We start from the raw sequence: 18,723 nt of genomic DNA, 5'->3' as shown, positions 1-18,723 counted from the left end.
GGTTGAGTCTCCTCAAGATTGGAGTAAAGCGCGGCCCCCGGTAACCTTGCCGGGAGCCGTCGCTAAAAAGAATACTAGTACCCCATCCCGAGCATTTTGACATCAATCAATATCAGTACATTTAGGTTTGCTGATATATCTGGCCACCCGGGCCGGAATACCTAAACCTTATGGGTGTTTGGTATGGCTAGGGCCGGCGGGGCTTGAGGCCCTTGGGTGGACCCGGGCGGCGATCCGCGCCCGGGTCATGGCCCTCGGGACCCACCTCGCGAGGCCTGAAGGGCCGCTTGACCGGGTCCCGGGGCGCCCCGGCCCCGGCCAGGCTGATATTCAGCCGCTTGCCGCGCACGAAGACACCACGCAGATGCTGGAAGATCTCCCGGGGCATGCCCTCAGGCAGATCGACCAGGCTATGGTCCTCCTCAATGGCGATGCGGCCGATGAAGCGACCCTCCAGGCCCGCCTCGTTGGCGATGGCGCCGACGATTTCGCGCGGGGCTACCCCGTCGCGATGACCTACCTCGATGCGGTAACTCACCAGGCCGGCGTTGTCACGCTCGCGCCGACCCGCTCCCCGCTCCTCGCCCGCTCCGAATTCCCGCCGCGGATCCGGCCTGTCACCGAAGCCCGCCGCCGGGCGCTCCGGGTGCGACTCGGGGCGAGGGGGACGCTCGGGACGGTCCGGTCGCGGCGGCCGCTCGCCCTGCTCGAGGCGTTCAGCCCGCTGCGGACGCGCGGGCCGCTCCGGCCGATCCAGAGGCGGCTGCTCCCCGACATCCCGCGGCGGTGGCGGGGCCTGGCGGTCAGGGCGATCGGGCCGTTCCGCGCGCTCGGGTCTTACGGGCTGACTGGGCGCCCGCTCCGGACGCTCGGTGGGTTCCCAGCGCGGCGCGCGTTCGGAACGGCCACCTCGCTCGGCAGCCCCCTCCCCGCGCTCGAACCGTTCCGGTTTGTCCTCGCGCCGCTTGAACTTGGGTTTGGGCGCCGGCTCCAGTTCGGACTCTAATCTTAGCGGCCGCTCGCGCTGGGCCAGGTAGGTCAGGGCGGCGGCGATATCCATGGCCTCTATCTCCCCCTCGCGGGCCATGCGGGCCACGACGCGGTAGAAAAAGTCCAGATCGGCCTCCGCCAGGGTCTGAGTCACCATGGAGGTGAAGCGTTCGATACGGTGAGCGCTGAGATCCTCCGAGGTCGGCGTGGCCAACTCGGGGATGGTCCGGCGGATGGTGCGCTCGATCGCCTTCAGCAAGTGGCGCTCCCGGGGCTCGACGAAGAGCAGGGCCCGGCCCGCGCGCCCGGCGCGCCCGGTGCGGCCGATACGATGGACATAGGCGCCGGGGTCGGTGGGGATATCGTAGTTGACCACCAGGCTCAGGCGCTCCAGGTCCAGGCCACGCGCCGCCACGTCGGTGGCCACCAGGATATCCAGGCGGCCGCGTTTGAGGCGCTCCACCGTGCGCTCCCGCTCCGACTGGGTCATATCGCCATTGAGGGGCTCGGCGGAGAAGCCGTGGGCGGATAGTTTTTCCGCCACCTCCAGGGTCTGGATCTTGGTACGCACGAAGATCAGCATGGCGTCGAAGGTCTCTACCTCCAGCACCCGCGTCAGCACGTCCAGTTTATGGAAGCGGGTCACCAGGCAGTGATACTGATCGATGGTGTCCACCGTCTCGGTGGCCGCCAGCAACCGCACCTCCACCGCATCATGCAGATGGGCATGGGCGACCCGGCGGATGGCGGTGGGCATGGTGGCGGAGAAGAGGGCCACCTGCCGCGCTGCGGGCGTCTGTTCGAAGATCCAGTCGATGTCCTCCGCGAAGCCCATGTCCAGCATCTCGTCGGCCTCGTCCAGGACCAGGGTGCGCAGACCCGCCAGGTCCAGGGTGCCCCGCCGCAGATGGTCCATGACCCGCCCCGGAGTGCCGACGATGACATGCACGCCGCGCTCCAGGGCGCGCGCCTGGAGGCCAAAACTCGAGCCGCCATAAAGCGGCAGGACATGAAAGCCGCGCAGGTTACGGGCGTAGGTCTGGAAGGCCTCCGCCACCTGCAGGGCCAGCTCCCGGGTCGGCGTCAGCACCAGCACCTGCGGCTTGGGCCCGGCGTCCAGTTCGACCCGACTGATGAGTGGCAGGGCGAAGGCCGCCGTCTTGCCCGTGCCCGTCTGGGCCTGGCCCAGGAGGTCGCGCCCCTGAAGCAGATGCGGGATGCACTGGCACTGGATGGGGGTCGGCGTCTCGTAGCCGAGCGACTGGACGGTAGCCAGGACGGCCGGGGCCAGCCCGAGTTGATCGAAACCCTCGCACTCGGTTAGGGGTTCCATGGTGGATGCGGATTCCATGGGTGATAAACCTCGGGGACCTGGGAAAAGAAAGGAGAGACAGTGACGCGGATAGCCGCCGGTCCCGCCTAGGGCAAGCCGGCGCAGGACACAGTCCGAATTCGACCGAGCAAAATAGCACGATCTGGCGTGGGAGACACGGCTAAATTAGCGCCACCACCCGCCCACCCTCGCGAACTGGCCGGGGTTAGGCAGGGAGAGGCGATCCGCAGCTTTACAAACGGTTTTGCAGGATGAGGAACCAGTGACGGCGGGGCGTGGCCCGCAGGCGGCCCTGGCCGTCGAGTTCCAGGGTGCTCTTGGACACGGAGTTGCGGACGTTGCCGCCGATGACCTCCAGGTCCTGGCCCTGCTTCCCGACCACCAGATCGCAATGGAGGTTGGTACCCTTGAGGGCCTCGGGACTGGTGTAGCCATCAAAGGTGGCCAGGTGAGTCAGGCCGCGGGTGGCGCAGACGAGGTCCCCGGGGTTTGGGCTGTAGTCCGCGACCCGCCGGGGGACGAAGAAGCGCCCCGGGTAGTCGGACAGATCGATGAGACGCGCGACATAGACCCAGTGGGCCGTCGCCGAGGGAAACTGACTCTCCGGGACAGCCACCCCCGCCATGACCCAGCTCAGGAAGGCGGCGGACCAGGGCTCCTGGCAATCCCGGCCGTCCAACCTGGGTTTTCCCGCCGCGCGCCAGTAGGCGTTGACCCGGCCGCTGTAGGGACCATCGTCGTCCTCCCAGGCTCCGACATGAGGGATGCTCTCCTCGCCACCCTTGAAGACCACGGTTTGGCGCCCGAAGAAGTCCCACTCCTGGTTCGCGCGGGAGATAAGGGCCTGCTTAAGGCCTGGGTTTGGCGCCGGCGGGGGCCCTATGGGCCGTCCCGCCCAGGTTTTAGGACCTTCATCCGGAGGTGGGGTCGTCGCACAGCCCAGGAGGGCAAGACAGAGCAGGAGGCAGAGGGGGAGCCTGGCTGTTGCCGCCAGGGACGCGGGAACAGGTCCCGGCATGGACACGGCGGGAATGCGGATGGGCAAGGCATGCCTCCTGGGCGGGGGCTAAAGAGATGGTTTGCCTTCAGGCCGACCGAGAGCGTGGGTACGCGGCCAACCGGGCTAAGGCCTGACCAAAAATGACCCGGACGAGTCCCGGAGCGGCGGTCATCGCGGCGGCCGGCGGGCCTCGCGGAACCAGGGACGGTATTCCTCCATGCGCGCCCCTTGTTCCTTGGGTGCCTGGCGGCGGCAGGTGGCATAGTCCGGGGTCCCGGAGGATGCCCCCCAGCGCCGCTCCACGCAGTCGTTGGGGTTGTACCCCACCTCAAGCCCGGCGCGGCGGGCGTAAATGTCCGCCAGGCTCAGGCGAAAGGGGCTGCCATCGCTGCGGCTGTAGGTCACGAAGCGCTCCTGGATGCGCCGCGCATGGAGCCGCTCGATGCGCGCCGCGGCCCCTGCCGGACGCTCGCCGCGCAGGACATAGAGCTCCGGATAGCGCCGGATACGCTCGGGCAGCCCTTCGAGGACCTTGAGGGCGATCAGCAGGCGCATGTCCCGCGAGGGTGTCGCGTAGTCCTCCCAGGGCCCCGTGGTCTCGAAGATGGCCGGGCCACTGGGCATGGGGACCGGTGCCCCGGGGTGGGCGCGCATATAAGTCTCGCCATTGTCCACCGAGGTGACCCGGGTCTCGATCTGTTCCATCAGGGCCGCCAGGGTGGCGTCGTAGGCGGCCTCGGGATCCAGCCCCCGGGGGTTGATGAGGTGCTCCATGCGGGCGTAGAAGTCCTCCGGCGACAAGCTGGCCTGCTCCGCCGAGTAGGGCGGAGTGCCATCGCGACCATCCAGATCGCCGTTGGGCAGGAGGCGCGACCCGGGGCCGCGGGCGACCAGCGGACGGTGGGCCTTGAAGCCGGGGCCAGCGCTAGGCGTGTCCGCAAAGAGGAAGGTTCCTTCCCAGAAGCGCTTGCGGCTGACCGAGTTGTCCGGCTGGGCGTCCACCGCGAGCAGGAGCCCACTGTTTCCGGCGGTCTGGGGGATCCACTTCACCAGGATCAGGGTGTGGCCGTAGGGGTCCGCGTAGAGGGTACCCGGCCAGAGCGCCGCGCGATCCAGGGGCACCGGATAGAAGTCCGTGGCCTCATCCCCCAGGGCCGTGCGCCCGCTGCCGGAATGGACCCGGTCCATGAGTCGCCGGCTGACGTCACGAAAGACCCCAGCCGGTACCGGTGAGCCGGCGAAGGCCGGGTCGATGGTCGGGGCCTCGCAGCGGGGGGGGCTGTCGCGACCGCCACGGCTGCAGGAGCGATAGGCGATGGGCAGGCCCAGCTTCCAGGCGAAGTAGGCGCGCAGGAAGTAGGACAGATCCGCGCAATCCGGCTCGGCCGGCAGGCGCTTGTCCTCGTCTTTACCCAGATAGCCATAGAGAAAGTTGCGCCCTGGGTCGGCCAGTACCGGGGCCAGCGACGGAAAACTCAGGGATTCGTTGGGCGGCGCATCGAAGAGGCGCTCGATCCAGGCAGCATAAAGGGCTTGGGCCGCCAGGTCCCACTGGCCGCTGCCCCGGTCCCCGGCCCCGGCTCCGACCTCTACCTCGGCGCAGGCCAGCACCCGGCCACCCCGCGTCGCCTCGATCCGGTAAGCCCCAGGCTGGGGTTCGTCGAGCGTCCCCTGGAGATGCCAGGGGGGTCCACCGCCCCGGGAAGTCCGCAGACCCGTCCGACGCCCACCCGGGTCCGTGACCTGGACCTGATCAAGGTCGCCGCCGGTGGCGACCGCCAGAACCGTCAGGGGCTCCCCGGGCTGGGGGTAGAGGGGGGCGGTCCAGACCCAGGCGTCGTCCCCCTGCCGGCAGGAGGACGCGGCCATGGCGGTAGCCGGAGAGCTGAGACACACCGCCAGCAGGCCGGCGGCCATCAGGGCAAGGGAGACGCCACGCGCATTCATAGCAACCTTTCGAACCAAACCCGAGGTGGCGGAAGTGTAACCGAACACCCCTGCGTTTTTCGGATTTCAAGGAGCGCATTAGCCATCCTTGAGTTCCTTATCCACGATGGCCGCCACCACCAGATCGCCCCAGACGTTGATGGCGGTAATGGGATAGTCGAAGAAGCGGTCCACCACCAGGTACAGGGCCAGATAGGTCGGGGGCAGGCCGAGCAGATCGAGCATGAAGGCCATCATGGCGATGCCGCCCCCAGGGATACCGGCGGTACCGGCGGAGGAGGCCATGGTCAGCAGGACGATGAAGACCGTCTGCCAGGGACTCAAATCGACGCCCGCCAATTGCGACATAAAAATTAGCAGGATGGATTGGTAGAGGGCGGAACCGTGCATGTTCAGCGTGGCCCCCAGGGGCAGGGTCAGGCTGGTGACCCGCTCGCTGACCCCGAAGGCCTCCAGGGCACGCTTGGAGACCGGGTAGGTGGCGTTGCTGGAGGCGGTGGACAGGGCGGTGAGCAGGGGCTCCCGGCAGGCCGCCACCAGCGACCAGGGGGAGCAACCGGTGCGGACGCGGTAAAGGGTCGGCATGACCAGGGCGCCGTGCAGGACGGCGGCCAGGACCACGGCCCAGACGAAGGCCCGGAGCTGGAAGGCCCCGGCCCAGTCCATGGTGGCGAGGCTGGCGTAAACCAGCCCGAAAATGCCGAGGGGCGCCAGGGCCAGAACCCCGTTCAGGGTCTGCATCAGCAGGGCGTCCAGGGCCTGGGCACCACCAACCAGGGTGGCCCTCTGGTGCTTGGCGAGGCGGCGGGAGGCGGCGGCGGCCATCACGGCGACAAAGACGATGTGCAGGACGTTGCCCGCGGCCAGGGAGGCGAAGAGGTTGCTGGGGACGAAGTTATCGATCAGCCGATCCAGGCTGAAGCTGGCCGTGGCCGGGGCGGCCGGCGCCAGGTTCAGCAGGCCAGCGGGGACCTCACGGGCAAAGACGAGACCGAGCAGGATCCCGATAATGGCAGCCACGGCGGAGGTGGCGAGGTAGTAAAGCAAGGTACGGCCGCCAATGCGCCGGAGATTATCCCCGCTGGCCAGGGAGGCGTAGATGGAGACCAGGATCAGGGGCAGGATCAGGAGCTTGAGGACGGAGATGAAGATCTGCCCAAGCCAGGCGACATAGGCACCCCCGGCCGGAAAGACGAGGGCCAGGGCGATGCCCAAAAGGAGCCCGCCGGGGATGGAATAGAGATAGCGCAGGGGCATGGCGGGTCCTGAGATGTTTTGGTAGGGCCGCCAAGCGACCGGGGCGGTAGGGGCTCCTGGTGGCGAGGCCGAGGTGAGGCAGAAGCCCCGCCTATCCGCCGAGGCGCTCCCGGTTGCGGTCCACCTCGTCCTGGTCGCTGTAATAGGTCTTGTGGCCACCGCGATCGATATAGCGCTCGTGGCCCTTGCCGGCGATCAGGGCCACCCAGAGCTCGGCCGCCGGGCGGCTGGCCAGCAGGTCAAAAAGGCGGGCGATGGCTTGCGGGCGCTCCACCACCACCTCCGGGGCCGGGCCCGCTATGCCGGTCAGGATGTCCGCGATGATCCGCTCGGGGTCCTCGGTGCGGGGGTTGTCCGAGGTCACGATGATGTGATCGGAGTGGCGCGCCACCGCGGCACCCATGAGGGGGCGCTTGCCGTGATCGCGATCCCCGCCGCAACCGAACAGGGTCGCGACCCTGGCCCCGGGAAAGGCGGCGCGGATGGCGGCGAGGATGGTCTCCAAGGCGTCCGGGGTGTGGGCAAAGTCGATGACCAGGGTCCGGTTGCCGATCACCTGGCACTCGAAGCGTCCAGGCACCGGATTCAGGCTCCGCCAGTAGGGGCGCTCCCCCGGGCCCAGGACGCCCTCCGCCAGGGCCACGGCCAGGGCGTAGTTGGCCCGATTGTGCTCCAGGGCCAGGAAGGGCTTAGCAGCGATGGCCTCCGGACCCAGGGCGGCGGGGGCCAGGACCTCGATCGGGACCCGCGACTCCCCCAGCCCCCGCAGGCGCTCGGCCACCGCGGGGCTGGAGCAGAAGAGGCGCCCCCCCTCCCGGATCAGGTCGAGGATGCGGGCCTTGGCGGCGAAGTAGGACGCCTCGTCGCGGTGATAATCCAGATGGTCCTGGGAGAAGTTGGTCCAGCCGGCGTTCCGCAAGGGGATGCCCTGGACCCGCCCCTGGTCCAGGGCATGGCTGCTGATCTCCATGGCCACCACATCGCACCCTCCCCGTTCGGCGTGCAGCAGGCGGCGCAACTCGATCAGGGGCGGGGAGGTAAAGCCGGTCTCCGCGAGGGATTGGCCGTTGCGGGAGACGCCCAGGGTGCCGATGGTCAGGACCCGCTGCCCCTGGGCCGCGAGCATGGACTCCAGATACTTGACGGTGGTGGTCTTGCCGTTGGTCCCGGTGACGCCCAGGAAGCAGGGGGCGCCCGGCTTCAGCGGGTAAACCAGGTCGCAGAAGCGCCGCACCGTTTCGGCCCAGTCCCCAGGCCGGGTGACGTAGATCCCCTTGGCCGGCATGGCATCGAAGCAGTCGAGCCTCTGGTTGGTCACCAGGACCGCGCAGGGGCTGGCCGCCAAATAGCGCTCATAGATCTCCCCATCGCTCTTGCCATCCGCGAAGCGCTGGAAGAAGAGGATGGAGCCCGGGTCGCAGGCGTCCGCGCGCCACTGGATATTGGTCAGGGTCGCGGGGTAGGCCGACTCACGCCGCCAGGCGAAATCGAGCGTCTCGATCAGATGGGACAGGGGGTCGGAGGGCATGGTGGTCCGGTGCGATTCGCGGAGGCGCTACTATAACAGGCCTCGAAAGCCACGCCTGGCGCAGATGCGGCCAGCAGCCCCGGACAGGGCATTGGGCACGGCGGTAACGAGCTTGAACATCAGGGAAACCGCTCCGGCATAATGTCCCCCTTGGGTGATCGCTCGGTGCGATCTGGATGCCCATTAACCCGGGGGAAAACCTCATGACCCGAATCGACAAGCTGCCCACCTGGCTGGCTCTGGCCATGAGTTGCGGGGCCCTGGCTGACCAAGCCACGGACCTCCCCTACCGTAATCCGGGCTTGCCTGTCGAGCAACGGGTCGCAGACCTGCTCGGGCGCATGACCCTGGACGAAAAGCTGGGCCAGATGGTCATGGGTGGGCGCGACTGGGTGACCCCGGCCCAGGTCGGTGAACTCAAACTGGGTTCGATGCTGTCCGGCGGCGACAGCCCACCCCCCGACCCCAATACCCCGGACGGCTGGGCCGCCCTGGTCCAGGGCTACCAGGCGGCGGCCCTGGGCACCCGCCTCGGCATCCCCCTCCTCTATGGCATTGACGCGGTTCATGGCTTTGGCGCACTGCCCGGGGCAACCGTCTTTCCCCACCAGGTGGCCCTGGCCGCGGCGGGGGACGAGGACCTGATGCGCCGCATCGGCGCGGCCACCGCCCGCGAACTCGCCGCCGTCGGCCTCTATTGGAATTTCGCGCCCCTGGTGGCGGTGGTCGACGACATCCGCTGGGGACGCGCCTACGAATCCCTGGGTGAGAATACCGATCTGGTCACCCGTCTGGCCCTGGCCTATACCAGCGGCTACCAGGGTGGCCTGGCGGAACTGGGGCCAGGACTCCCCCGGCCTCTGCCGACCGCCAAGCATTTTCTCGGTGACGGCGGTGTCGCCTACGGCAGTTCCCATTTCGAACTCAAGGGCGTCCGGTCGCACCTGGATCGGGGGGACACGCGCGGCGAGGAGGCGGCCCTCCTGGCGCGTTTCCTGCCGCCTTTCCAGGCTCAGATCGAGGCCGGCGTCGGTGCCATCATGGTCTCCTACAGTAGCTGGAACGGCACCCTGATGCATGGCCATGCCGAGCTGCTCCAGCGGCTCCTGCGCCAGCAACTCGGCTTCCGGGGCCTGGTGATCTCCGACTGGGAGGCCGTCGCCCTTCTCCCGGCCCAAGGCTTCGACCAGCAGGTGGCCATGGCCGTCAACGCCGGCGTGGATGTCCTCATGGAGCCCGCCAAAAGCGCGGAGGTCATCGGCCTGCTCCACGCCCTGGCCGCCGACAACCAGATCTCCGCTCAGCGGATCGATGAGGCCGTCGCCCATGTCCTGCGGGTGAAATTCGCCATGGGCCTCTTCGAACACCCCGGGCCGGTGGCCGCCGCGGGCGAGCTGATCGGCGGCCCCCAACACCGCGCCCTAGCCCGGGAGGCGGTCCGCAAGTCTCAGGTCCTGCTCAAGAACCAGGAAGCCCTGCCGCTGCGGCGCGGCCAGCACATTCGGGTGGCCGGGGCCCACGCCGATGACCTGGGCCTCCAGAGCGGAGGCTGGACCCTGGCCTGGAGTGGCTTTCAGGGCGACAACAGCCGCCTGCCCGGGGGGACCAGCATCCTCGCCGGCCTGCGTCAGGTCGGCGGCGCCACCACTCGCATCGACTATGCGGCGAACGGTGACTTCGAGGGTCCCCCGACCGACGTGGCCCTCGTCCTGGTCGGCGAGCCGCCCTATGCCGAGTGGTTGGGCGATCGCGATGCCCAGGGCCTGCGCCTGTCCCCCCAAGATCAGGCCCTGATCGCCAAGATGCGCCCCCTGGCCCGCAAGCTGGTCCTGGTGCTGGTCACGGGACGGCCGCTCATCCTCGATCAGGCCCTGGAGGCCAGCGACGCCCTGGTCGCCGCCTGGCTACCGGGTAGCGAGGGCGCCGGCGTCGCCGATACCCTGTTCGGCGATGCGCCCTTCACCGGCACCTTGCCCTATGGCTGGCCGCGCGACGCCGACAGTCTCTTACCAGCCAGCGCCTCCCCAGCGGGGCGCCCGCCGAGCCTGCTGTATGAATTCGGTTACGGACTGAGTTATACAAAGCCAATAGCTGGCGGCAGCACATGGCCCTGACCGACAAACAAAGTGGTGTTCTGAAAAGGATGATGGTCGGCTTGTTGCTAGCCTTGGCCATCGTCATCGGCAGTGGGACATGGAACCCCATGGGTTTTCCCGCCGGGATGACCCTCATTGACCGCCTGGCGGTCGCGGCCCAATGCGCCCTGGTACCCGGCCTCTTCATGATGATCGCGGTCGCGCGCATGGCGCGGCAGCGCTTCTTTTCGCCAGAGGATATCGATGGCGGAGTCACCGCCACGGATACTCCCCGGGCGCAATTACTACAAACCCTGTTGCAGAACACCCTGGAGCAGTCCGTAATCGCCCTGCTGGTTTATCTGGGGTGGGCCTTGACGATGCCAGCAACCTGGCTGTCGGTGGTGCCGGTGGCGGCCATGGCCTTTGCCATCGGGCGCATCCTGTTTTTCCTGGGCTATGAAGAGGGCGCGGCATCCCGAGCCCTGGGGTTTGCCATGACCTTCTATCCCTCCGTCGTCATGATGATAGCGCTGGGGGGCGTAGTATTCTGGGATATGATCTTCTGAAAGGAAGACTACCGGAGTCGCACCAGGTACTGTTCCACCCTCGGGCTTTCCGCGTATCAAGCTGTTCGACGGGATTGTGCCCGGCTGGCGGGCTGGAGATGGACATGAACCTTATCGAGATCAGTGTGTTAAATCCGTCCGAGGCCTTGAGCACCTTTGCCGCTACCTGGCAGGACGCCTCGGCTGGCAAGGAGCCCATCCCCCACCTGGCCTTTGGCAGCCTGAGCGAGTTATTTTCCGCCATTAGCGCCAAGCGGCTCGATCTGCTGCGCTATGTAGCCACCCATGAGGGGCTGAATGTCCGACAACTCGCTCAATCCCTACAGCGCGACTACAAAAACGTCCACACCGACGTGGTCAAACTTCTGGAACTGGGTTTGCTAGAGCGCAACGAGCAGGGCTTGCTGTCTGCTCCCTACGATGAAATCCTCATCCATGCCGAACTGCGCCATGCGGCATGAACACCTAACCTCTCCGCCCAGACCCTTCTAATCCGCGAGATCCCTGGATGGCTTTTCAAGTGGGAGCGATGATGCGAGTTTCCGATCCCACCTTCAATACAGGTGCCGCCAAGCTCGGCCTTTTCGAGCTTTTTGCGGCCATACACAATGGCGAATCCCTGGAATTAACCTGCCTACACCCCTACCAGCGGGCTCCAGCGGTCACAGTCCTTGCCATCATGATGGCCGCACTGCGCCGTTACGCCAATATCCCTCTACAGGCCGCACCGGACTGGGAACGGGAATGGCAGCGACAGGTCGGGGATGACGCCTTGCGGTTAATTGCCCCCGAGGAGGAGGTCGCCTTCTTCCAACCGCCCCTGGACCCTGGCAAAAACCGCTCGGAGATGACCCTGAGTGATATGGATTTCACCTTCACCAAGCTTGGGCACGCCGTAAAGCCATTCCTCCAGGGCACGGCCGAAGAGGCCATCTTTACCCTCTGGAGTGGCCTTTGGGCATTGACGGTGACCAAGTGGAATGGGGGCACGCGGCAAGGGCCTTCCGTCGTCCTCCCTTCCGAAGATGGCACCCTTGCGGGTGAGGTGCGTCACCTGATGGCGGCCTACGAGGCACGCGCCTCGACCATCATCGGCTCGCAAGCCTCCCCCAGCAAGGCAGGAGACCACTTTCTGTGGTTGCTTCCCGTGGGTAGCCATAGCCTAGGGGTGGATAGGATTCCTTACCCCTACCTAGAGGCGCGCCCCTGCCACCTCGTCCCCCTGGGCCCGGACCGTTACCGAGGGATCGGCGAGCACTCGGTTCCTGCCCGTCTGGCGGGCAAGGGGCACGCCGATGACCCTCATGTGCCCATTACCGAAGGTAAACCCTATCGCCTGTGGGGAGGCCGCGTCTGGTCGATGCGCACTCGCCACGCCATGCTGTTTGGGGGCGACAATATCCTCCGGCCGGCGGCCATGGGGCAATCGGGTTACCGGGTGGTGCGGGTCTGTGGGCTGGGTGTCGATAATGGCAAGACCCGTGGTTACTGGGAGGCGCTGCATCCCCTGACCCAGCGGGCCGCCTTTTCGTTGGCGATGCAGCCAGAGCGGGCTGCCGATCTCTCCCAACGGGCCTTGGATGCGGCGGAGAGGGTCGATAAGGCCCTCCGCTGGGCCGTCGAGGCCTTGATCGAGGGCTCGGCCAAATCGGCGGCTGTCAAGGCGGGCAAGGCGCGGGGGGCACAGGGACTCGCGTCCGCCCTCACCGAACCTCTGACCGCATGCCTTCTGACACTGCTGGCCGAGCCCCCGGATCCTCCGGCTGAGCAGGCCGCCCTGCTAGCGGCCGCCGTTGTCGTACTCCGAGAGGTGTGGGGACCGCTTGCCACCGGCTGCCCCGATCCGCTGCGGCGGGCGAAGAGCGCCAATCGATTGGATCATAAGATCAAAGAGCTTACCGGAGCCACCGCCATGACTCAGCCGCCGGACCTCGCCAAGCAGGTCCACGCCATCCTGCACGAGATCGGCGCGCACCTCACGCCCAATGACCGGGCGCGACTGCGCACCATGATCGCCACCGAACCACCGATGCTCTACTGGCAACTCCTCGGGCAGGTGCCGCCAAGGCTGAGGGATACCCCGGCGACCGAAGCCGTTTGGCGGGCCATCCTCCCCGCCCTAGGCGCTATCCGGGCTGGCGGCCTCCCCATTGGCAAGGCCCTGGCCCAGAGCGACTACCCTGAAATGCGGGTGCGGCAATTGCTCACCGCCACGGGTGAGACCCTGGTGGGTCTGGTGGCCGAAGTGGTGCGCTGGCTGGTCGCCCACCAAGTGACCACCCTGGACCTCTCGGCTCTTGGTGCCTTGGCCCTCGCGGACGGACTCGGCGAGGAAGAGACTCGGGCCGAACTCCGGCAACTGATTGCGATGAGCTGGGTGCGCGGGCACTCCCGTGAGGAGGCCGCCTGATGGACGGCACCCCCCAGCTCTCGGCTGCCAGTCCTGCCCCGCTGCTGGCGCAGCTTGCCGTGAGGGTGCCCGAAGCGGTGGCAGCCGTCCGGAGTTCGCTGACCCACGCCGGTCAGCGGGATGAATCCCTGTTACTCAAGACGATTCTTACCGAGACCCTTGGCGGCCCATGGGTCCGCCCCTGGCGCCTGCAGGGCGTCCGCGACGGCACCGCGACGATTCTCGGTTATAGCTTACAGGACGCCGATACCCTGCGGGATCGGCTGGCCTTCGCCCTGCCCGCCCTCCAGCAAGCCGTCGCCGTCGTAGCGACGGCTCCCCTGCCCCCGCTCCACGAGGGACAAGGCCTGCGTTTCCGGATACGGCTGGTCCCCACCATCCGCCAGACCGGCAAAGGGGAAATTGACGCCCTGCTGTACGCGGTTCGCAAGGACCCGGCAGGACAGCATGACCGCGCCCGGGTCTATGTCGACTACCTGACCGCGCGCTTGGCCGGGGCCGGGGTGCAACAAATCAGTCTCGACGGCACCCGCCTCGCCAGCATGGTGCGCCGCCAGGGTCCGAACTGGACGGAGCGGGTCTTCCCCATCGCGGAGATGAGCGGTACGCTGACCATCAGGGCTCCAAGCCAGTTCACCACCCTCCTCACCCAGGGCCTGGGCCGCCAGCGCGGCTATGGCTTCGGTTTTGTTCGCTTGGAACCCATTCACTGACAGGGGCATGGGACATGAAGGTTATTCAACTCCATTCACTCTTCTCGCTACCCGTGCATATCCCGAACCGGGGTGCCGACGGGCTTGCCAAGCGCGCCGTCTTCGGTGGCGTCGAACGACAGCGCATCTCCTACCAAGCTCAGCAGTACGCCCTCCGCAAGAGTCCCGAGATGGCTGGGCTCGAAGCAGCCGGCGGCATCGGCCATAGCTACCGAACGGCCCTGGTTGGGGATCGGCTATTGAAATTGGCTCTGGAGGAAGCTGGCATCACCCCCGCCGAGGCCTGGAGCGACGCGATCATGGCCCTGTGGCGCAAAGAGAAGGAGAAGACAGAGGTCGGCGAGCATGGCCATGATGCCGAGGAGACCACCGCGCCCTTGATCGTGGGCGAACAGGAAGTGCGCCTCTTCGTGGCTGTCGCCAGGACCTGTGCCGACGCCGACATCGGCCCCACGGGCTTGCGACCCCTGATTGACAAGAGGGCCCCCAAGGGAACCCCCGAGGCCGTGATACAGGCCATCGAGGCGCTCCGCTCCACCCGGGGTTCGGTCGGCTTTGATGGCGCCCTGTTCGGGCGCATGGCCACCGGCATCGCGGTAGCGACCGTGGACCGGGCGGTACGCATCAGCGATGCCCTGACCACCCACGCCATCACCCCGGTGGTCGATTTTTTCCTGGTGACCGACGACCTGAAAAACCGCGCGGCGGGAGAGGCCGGGGGCTCGCATATTAATACCCGCGAGGAGGCGGCCGGATTGTTCTACCGGCATGTGCTGATTGATACCGCCCAGTTGCGGCGTAACGGCATCGATCCGGCGGCGGTCCTTGCGCCGCTGGTCGTGGCGCTGCACACCGTATCGCCCATCGGCAACCGGTCACCCGCCCGCATTATCGAATCCCTGGTTGAGATCGGCGGTCAGGTGCGCTCCCTCATGGATGCCTTTGCGGCGCCGGTGGCCCAGCAGGAGCGGGCCGTGGCGCGGCTACGGGCCATGGCCACGGAGGACTATGCCACCTTTGGCAAACCGCCCGCCGCCTTCTGGCTTTCCGAGCAACCCGCGCCGCGGATAGCATCGCTGGCCCAGACCACCCAGGCTACCTGGGAGGCGTGATGGCTGCCTTGGTGATGCGCTGGCGCGGCCCACTGATGTCCCTCGCCGGGGCCCGTATCGATGGCTATGCCCAACAGATGCCGATCCCGTCCCTGACCATGGTCGCCGGGCTGCTGGGCGCCGCACTGGGGTATCGGCGCGGCGATGAGCGGCTGCCTATTCTGGCCGATAGCCTCAGGTATGGCGTTGTTGTCCATCGGCCCGGGACTCCTCTGGTGGATTTTCAGACGGCGGACCTGGCAACCATTGGCATGGAGTGCGCCGTGGTGGACCCGCAAGGTCAGTTACACCTCTTCCGGCGGGCAGGTAGTGGCGCGGCCAAGGACCGGCAAATGCAATATCGCCCCCTGCTCGCGGACGCGGACATGAGTGTGGTTGCCGAGGTTGCCGCTCCCTGGAGCGCCCAACAACTCCTGGAGGCGCTGCATGACCCCCTGTTTCCCTTGTGTCTGGGTCGCCAGTCGTGCCCGGCGAGTGGCCAGGTAGGGGAGCAGGTAATCGAAACGGCGTCCCTTGATGAGGCGCTGGAGACGGTGAGAAGCCGGCGGCATGGGTCCATCTACCGGCCGGTGCGGAGCCTGAGCGAAGGCTTGGTGGTTTCCGTGCCGTCGCGGGGGCGCGGTGCAGCGCTTTTTTCGGTGGCATAATTGGCGCTCCTATTTTTCATATAGGATCAGATTGTTATCGACAAGGGTCTCCTCCCCGTACGCGGGGGTTTACCGCACGAACTCAGCCACTGCCAGGGCTATGAAGAGTCTCCTCCCCGTACGCGGGGGTTTACCGCCGGGTCCGGCGCCGCCGCCATTGGTGTCGCCGTCTCCTCCCCGTACGCGGGGGTTTACCGGTTGGTGCGCTGATTGTGCCCTCCGTGGTGCAGTCTCCTCCCCGTACGCGGGGGTTTACCGTTTGTCGTCGTAGCCTATACCGCGACCGGCACGTCTCCTCCCCGTACGCGGGGGTTTACCGCAGGGCGACATCTTCGGCATGGTCCAGGCCACGTCTCCTCCCCGTACGCGGGGGTTTACCGGCCTCTAATGGCGCGTGAAAGGTAATCCAGTCGTCTCCTCCCCGTACGCGGGGGTTTACCGGCCGGTCTTTTGAACGGATCACCCATCAGGGTGTCTCCTCCCCGTACGCGGGGGTTTACCGGTCTTGAGTTGATTCTTCATTTGATACAACTCGTCTCCTCCCCGTACGCGGGGGTTTACCGTTTTACCTTCAGAATGCCCGCTGCACCATCGAGTCTCCTCCCCGTACGCGGGGGTTTACCGACCAGGTTCATGTGGTTGCGCTCGCGGTGCGCGTCTCCTCCCCGTACGCGGGGGTTCATTCACGCTTAGGTCATCTCCTGGCGTACTCTTACCGCTACCCCCTTGGTCGAGGCCTGTGATCCGTGACTGCCATAGCAAAAACCGACCGTGAGACAGGCGCAAGAAGATCCCTTATTGGCCATTCACTCGACGTTGCCCTCGCGGCATCCTGTTTGCTTTCCGCGGGCGTGCTGAAGGACCGACTTGCGGTTGCCTGCGGTCATGCCCTGACCGCTACACACCTTGCCAGGCTCGCTTACCTGGCCGGACTACATGACTGTGGCAAGGCCTTGGTGGGCTTCCAGGAACGCATTACCGGCCAGGGACCAGGCACCTCCCACCTCGCTGAAGCGCTCGCGGCACTGATGGGGGAGCCAAAGGTCCAGGCGGCACTGGGGGTATCAGAGTTAAGCCCTTGGTTCAGCGATGCTTCAGCGGCCCTGTTCTGTGCTATCTGTCACCACGGATCACCCGTGGCGCAGGGGGACATCTCCGTTGCACTGGCCCGGGTGAGGGCACAGGTTGCGGCCTCCGCGTCTTATGATCCGGTGAGGGAGATGGAGAGTCTCACCGCCGAACTCCGTCAACGCTTCCCGCAGGCCCGCGGAAGCGCCCCGCCAATCCAATGGACGACATCGTTCGACCATCTCTTTGCCGGGGTGGTGATGCTGGCGGACTGGCTTGGTTCGAGTTTGCCGGTCCCGGGGCCAGATTGGCGGCCCCAGGACGTCGCGGCCTTGCTCGCGACCCTGCCCTGGTCGGATTGGCACTCAGGTGCCCCCGCCAACCTGATCTTGCCAGGCCAGCCCCTCGGTGCCCAAGCGGTCATCCATGAGGTGCCACTCTCCGAGAGGCTGGTCATCATCGAAGCTCCCACCGGTACCGGCAAGACGGAGGCGGCTTTGCTGCGCGCCTTGCAACTGGTTGCGGCCGGTCGCGTGGACGGGATGTACTTTGCGCTGCCCACCCGGGCGGCGGCCACTGAGATTCATGAGCGTATCGGCAAACTCGCCCGGGCCCATTCTCCCGCACTCGCGGCTCGCGTCGTGCGGGCCGTCGCGGGGAACCTTGCCACGGACCCGATTGCCCGGGCCGTGCCCGGCTTGCTGGACCTCGATCCCTGGCAGCAGAGCCGCTCCTGGGCCGTTGCCAGCCCGAAGCGGGTGATGGCCGCGCCCATCGTGGTGGGAACCATCGACCAGGCCATGCTTGCAACCCTGCGCGCCAGGCACGCCTGGATGCGCCATGCCGCCCTGAGTCGTCATCTGCTGGTGATTGACGAGGTCCACGCCTCCGATCCCTACATGCTGGAGATTGTTCGTACCCTGGTCCGGCGTCACCTGGACCTTGGTGGTCATGTCCTTTTGATGTCCGCCACCCTGGGCGAACTGTTGCGTGCCGAGCTGGAGCAAAGGCCCCGATTACCCCTGGACCGGGCACTTGCAGCGCCTTACCCGGTCGTCAATGCGCTGCCCGTCGCCGTCCCGACCCTTAGCTCGACACTCCGACTCGCCGACTATCGGGTAGCCCTGCATGCCATCGCCGCTTGTGTTCGGGTCGGTGGCTGCGCCTTGATCATCCGCTCGACGGTGGACACGGCCATCGAAACCTATCAGGAGTTGAGCAACAAGGGGATAGCGGCGATGCTCCACCACTCCCGTTTCGCGGACGTGGATCGTCAGTATCTCGATGGGCAACTCGTTGGCATCATCGGCAAGGGTGGCACCCGCGCACCGATCGCCATTGTCGCTACCCAGACGGCAGAGCAGTCGCTGGATATCGACGCTGACCTACTGGTGTCGGATCCGGCCCCGGCTGACGTGCTGTTGCAGCGTCGGGGCCGGCTGGGACGGCATCGACCCGCCCAAGTTCTGCCGATGATCGTGCTCTCGGCTCAGGCGGAGGAGGAAACCGCCGCCATGGCATTACGCCGGGTACAGGGCAAGCGGGGCAAGATGCCAACCGGTAGCACCTGGGCCTACGTTTACGATGTCCTGGGGACTCTCGCCACCCTGGAGCTATTGCAGGGGAAGGACGCCATCACCGTGCCGACGGATGTCCGGCTATTGGTGGAGACGGCCACCCATCCCGATGGACTTGAGGCCTACGCTGAGCGGCGGGGCTGGACCCAGCTTTGGCGCGAAACCTGGGGCAAGCGGCTTGCCCAGCGACAACTTGCCCAGGGAGGGTTACTGGATTGGACGCAACCCTACGCCGGACAACCGGTGACCGAAGCCATTGCGACGCGGCTCGGCGAGGGCTCGGTCACTGTCGAACTCAGCACCCCCATACCTTCGCCGCTCACCGGGAAGGCCATCACGGCTTTGCCCTTTCCCTGGCATTGGCTGCGGGATGTCCAGAACGGCACTCCGGGTATTGCAGTACCCCATGCCATGGGCGGCTTCTCGATAGCGGTCGGTACCCAGCGCTTCCATTACGGGGTGCTGGGGCTGAGACGCTAACGGCCTATCCAAGGGAG

The 18,723-nt window shown here is 66.6% G+C and carries 13 protein-coding genes and 1 CRISPR repeat array; of the genes, 8 read left to right on the top strand and 5 right to left on the bottom strand.

The window, feature by feature from the left end:
* Positions 1-187: 187 nt before the first annotated feature.
* From IPN92_05590 to IPN92_05570, 5 genes are all read right to left on the bottom strand, one after another.
* Positions 188-2,323: a DEAD/DEAH box helicase gene (locus IPN92_05590; protein ID MBK8637770.1), complete on the bottom strand. Its 2,136-nt coding sequence runs from the start codon at positions 2,321-2,323 to the stop codon at positions 188-190.
* A 232-nt stretch (positions 2,324-2,555) separates the two neighbouring features.
* Positions 2,556-3,341, bottom strand: a complete 786-nt coding sequence (locus tag IPN92_05585; GenBank protein MBK8637769.1) for a DUF2272 domain-containing protein — start codon at positions 3,339-3,341, stop codon at positions 2,556-2,558.
* Positions 3,342-3,491: 150 nt separating this feature from the next.
* Entirely contained in the window at positions 3,492-5,270 is a 1,779-nt protein-coding gene (locus IPN92_05580; protein ID MBK8637768.1) for a hypothetical protein, read from the bottom strand.
* 78 nt (positions 5,271-5,348) lie between these two features.
* Complete coding sequence (locus IPN92_05575) at positions 5,349-6,527, bottom strand: dicarboxylate/amino acid:cation symporter (GenBank protein ID MBK8637767.1); 1,179 nt, start codon at positions 6,525-6,527, stop codon at positions 5,349-5,351.
* Between the two features lie 91 nt (positions 6,528-6,618).
* The gene (locus IPN92_05570; GenBank protein ID MBK8637766.1) at positions 6,619-8,055 is read right to left on the bottom strand and encodes a UDP-N-acetylmuramoyl-L-alanyl-D-glutamate--2,6-diaminopimelate ligase; all 1,437 of its coding nucleotides are present in this window, start codon (positions 8,053-8,055) and stop codon (positions 6,619-6,621) included.
* Positions 8,056-8,258: 203 nt separating this feature from the next.
* Here IPN92_05570 and IPN92_05565 point away from each other — a divergent pair, with 203 nt between their 5' ends.
* The 8 genes from IPN92_05565 (at position 8,259) to cas3 (ending at position 18,706) form a co-directional block, all read left to right on the top strand.
* Positions 8,259-10,169, top strand: coding sequence for a glycoside hydrolase family 3 C-terminal domain-containing protein (locus IPN92_05565; protein ID MBK8637765.1), 1,911 nt, complete (start codon positions 8,259-8,261; stop codon positions 10,167-10,169).
* The gene (locus tag IPN92_05560; GenBank protein MBK8637764.1) at positions 10,160-10,699 is read left to right on the top strand and encodes an MAPEG family protein; all 540 of its coding nucleotides are present in this window, start codon (positions 10,160-10,162) and stop codon (positions 10,697-10,699) included. Before IPN92_05565 ends, IPN92_05560 begins: the two co-directional genes overlap by 10 nt.
* A 104-nt stretch (positions 10,700-10,803) precedes the next feature.
* Positions 10,804-11,160, top strand: a complete 357-nt coding sequence (locus IPN92_05555) for a hypothetical protein (protein MBK8637763.1) — start codon at positions 10,804-10,806, stop codon at positions 11,158-11,160.
* A gap of 218 nt (positions 11,161-11,378) precedes the next feature.
* Positions 11,379-13,109, top strand: a complete 1,731-nt coding sequence (locus IPN92_05550) for a type I-E CRISPR-associated protein Cse1/CasA (GenBank protein ID MBK8637762.1) — start codon at positions 11,379-11,381, stop codon at positions 13,107-13,109.
* A complete protein-coding gene (locus IPN92_05545) occupies positions 13,109-13,822 on the top strand; it encodes a type I-E CRISPR-associated protein Cas6/Cse3/CasE (GenBank protein ID MBK8637761.1) in 714 nt (237 codons plus the stop codon). The genes IPN92_05550 and IPN92_05545 overlap by 1 nt, the downstream gene beginning before the upstream one ends.
* A gap of 14 nt (positions 13,823-13,836) precedes the next feature.
* On the top strand, positions 13,837-14,934 hold the full coding sequence (locus IPN92_05540; GenBank protein ID MBK8637760.1) for a type I-E CRISPR-associated protein Cas7/Cse4/CasC: 1,098 nt from the start codon (positions 13,837-13,839) through the stop codon (positions 14,932-14,934).
* Positions 14,934-15,581 (top strand): type I-E CRISPR-associated protein Cas5/CasD, encoded by a 648-nt coding sequence (gene cas5e, locus IPN92_05535; protein MBK8637759.1) that lies wholly within the window; start codon positions 14,934-14,936, stop codon positions 15,579-15,581. Before IPN92_05540 ends, cas5e begins: the two co-directional genes overlap by 1 nt.
* Positions 15,582-15,627: 46 nt before the next feature.
* Positions 15,628-16,266: a CRISPR direct-repeat array (repeat unit 29 nt; unit sequence GTCTCCTCCCCGTACGCGGGGGTTTACCG).
* A 61-nt stretch (positions 16,267-16,327) separates the two neighbouring features.
* Positions 16,328-18,706: a CRISPR-associated helicase Cas3' gene (cas3, locus tag IPN92_05530; GenBank protein ID MBK8637758.1), complete on the top strand. Its 2,379-nt coding sequence runs from the start codon at positions 16,328-16,330 to the stop codon at positions 18,704-18,706.
* Positions 18,707-18,723 lie beyond the last annotated feature (17 nt).

Source organism: Chromatiaceae bacterium, from assembly GCA_016714645.1.
GTDB lineage: Bacteria > Pseudomonadota > Gammaproteobacteria > Chromatiales > Chromatiaceae > M0108.
Note: the sequence above shows the minus strand (reverse complement) of the source record. Positions and strands in the feature narration are given on the sequence as shown.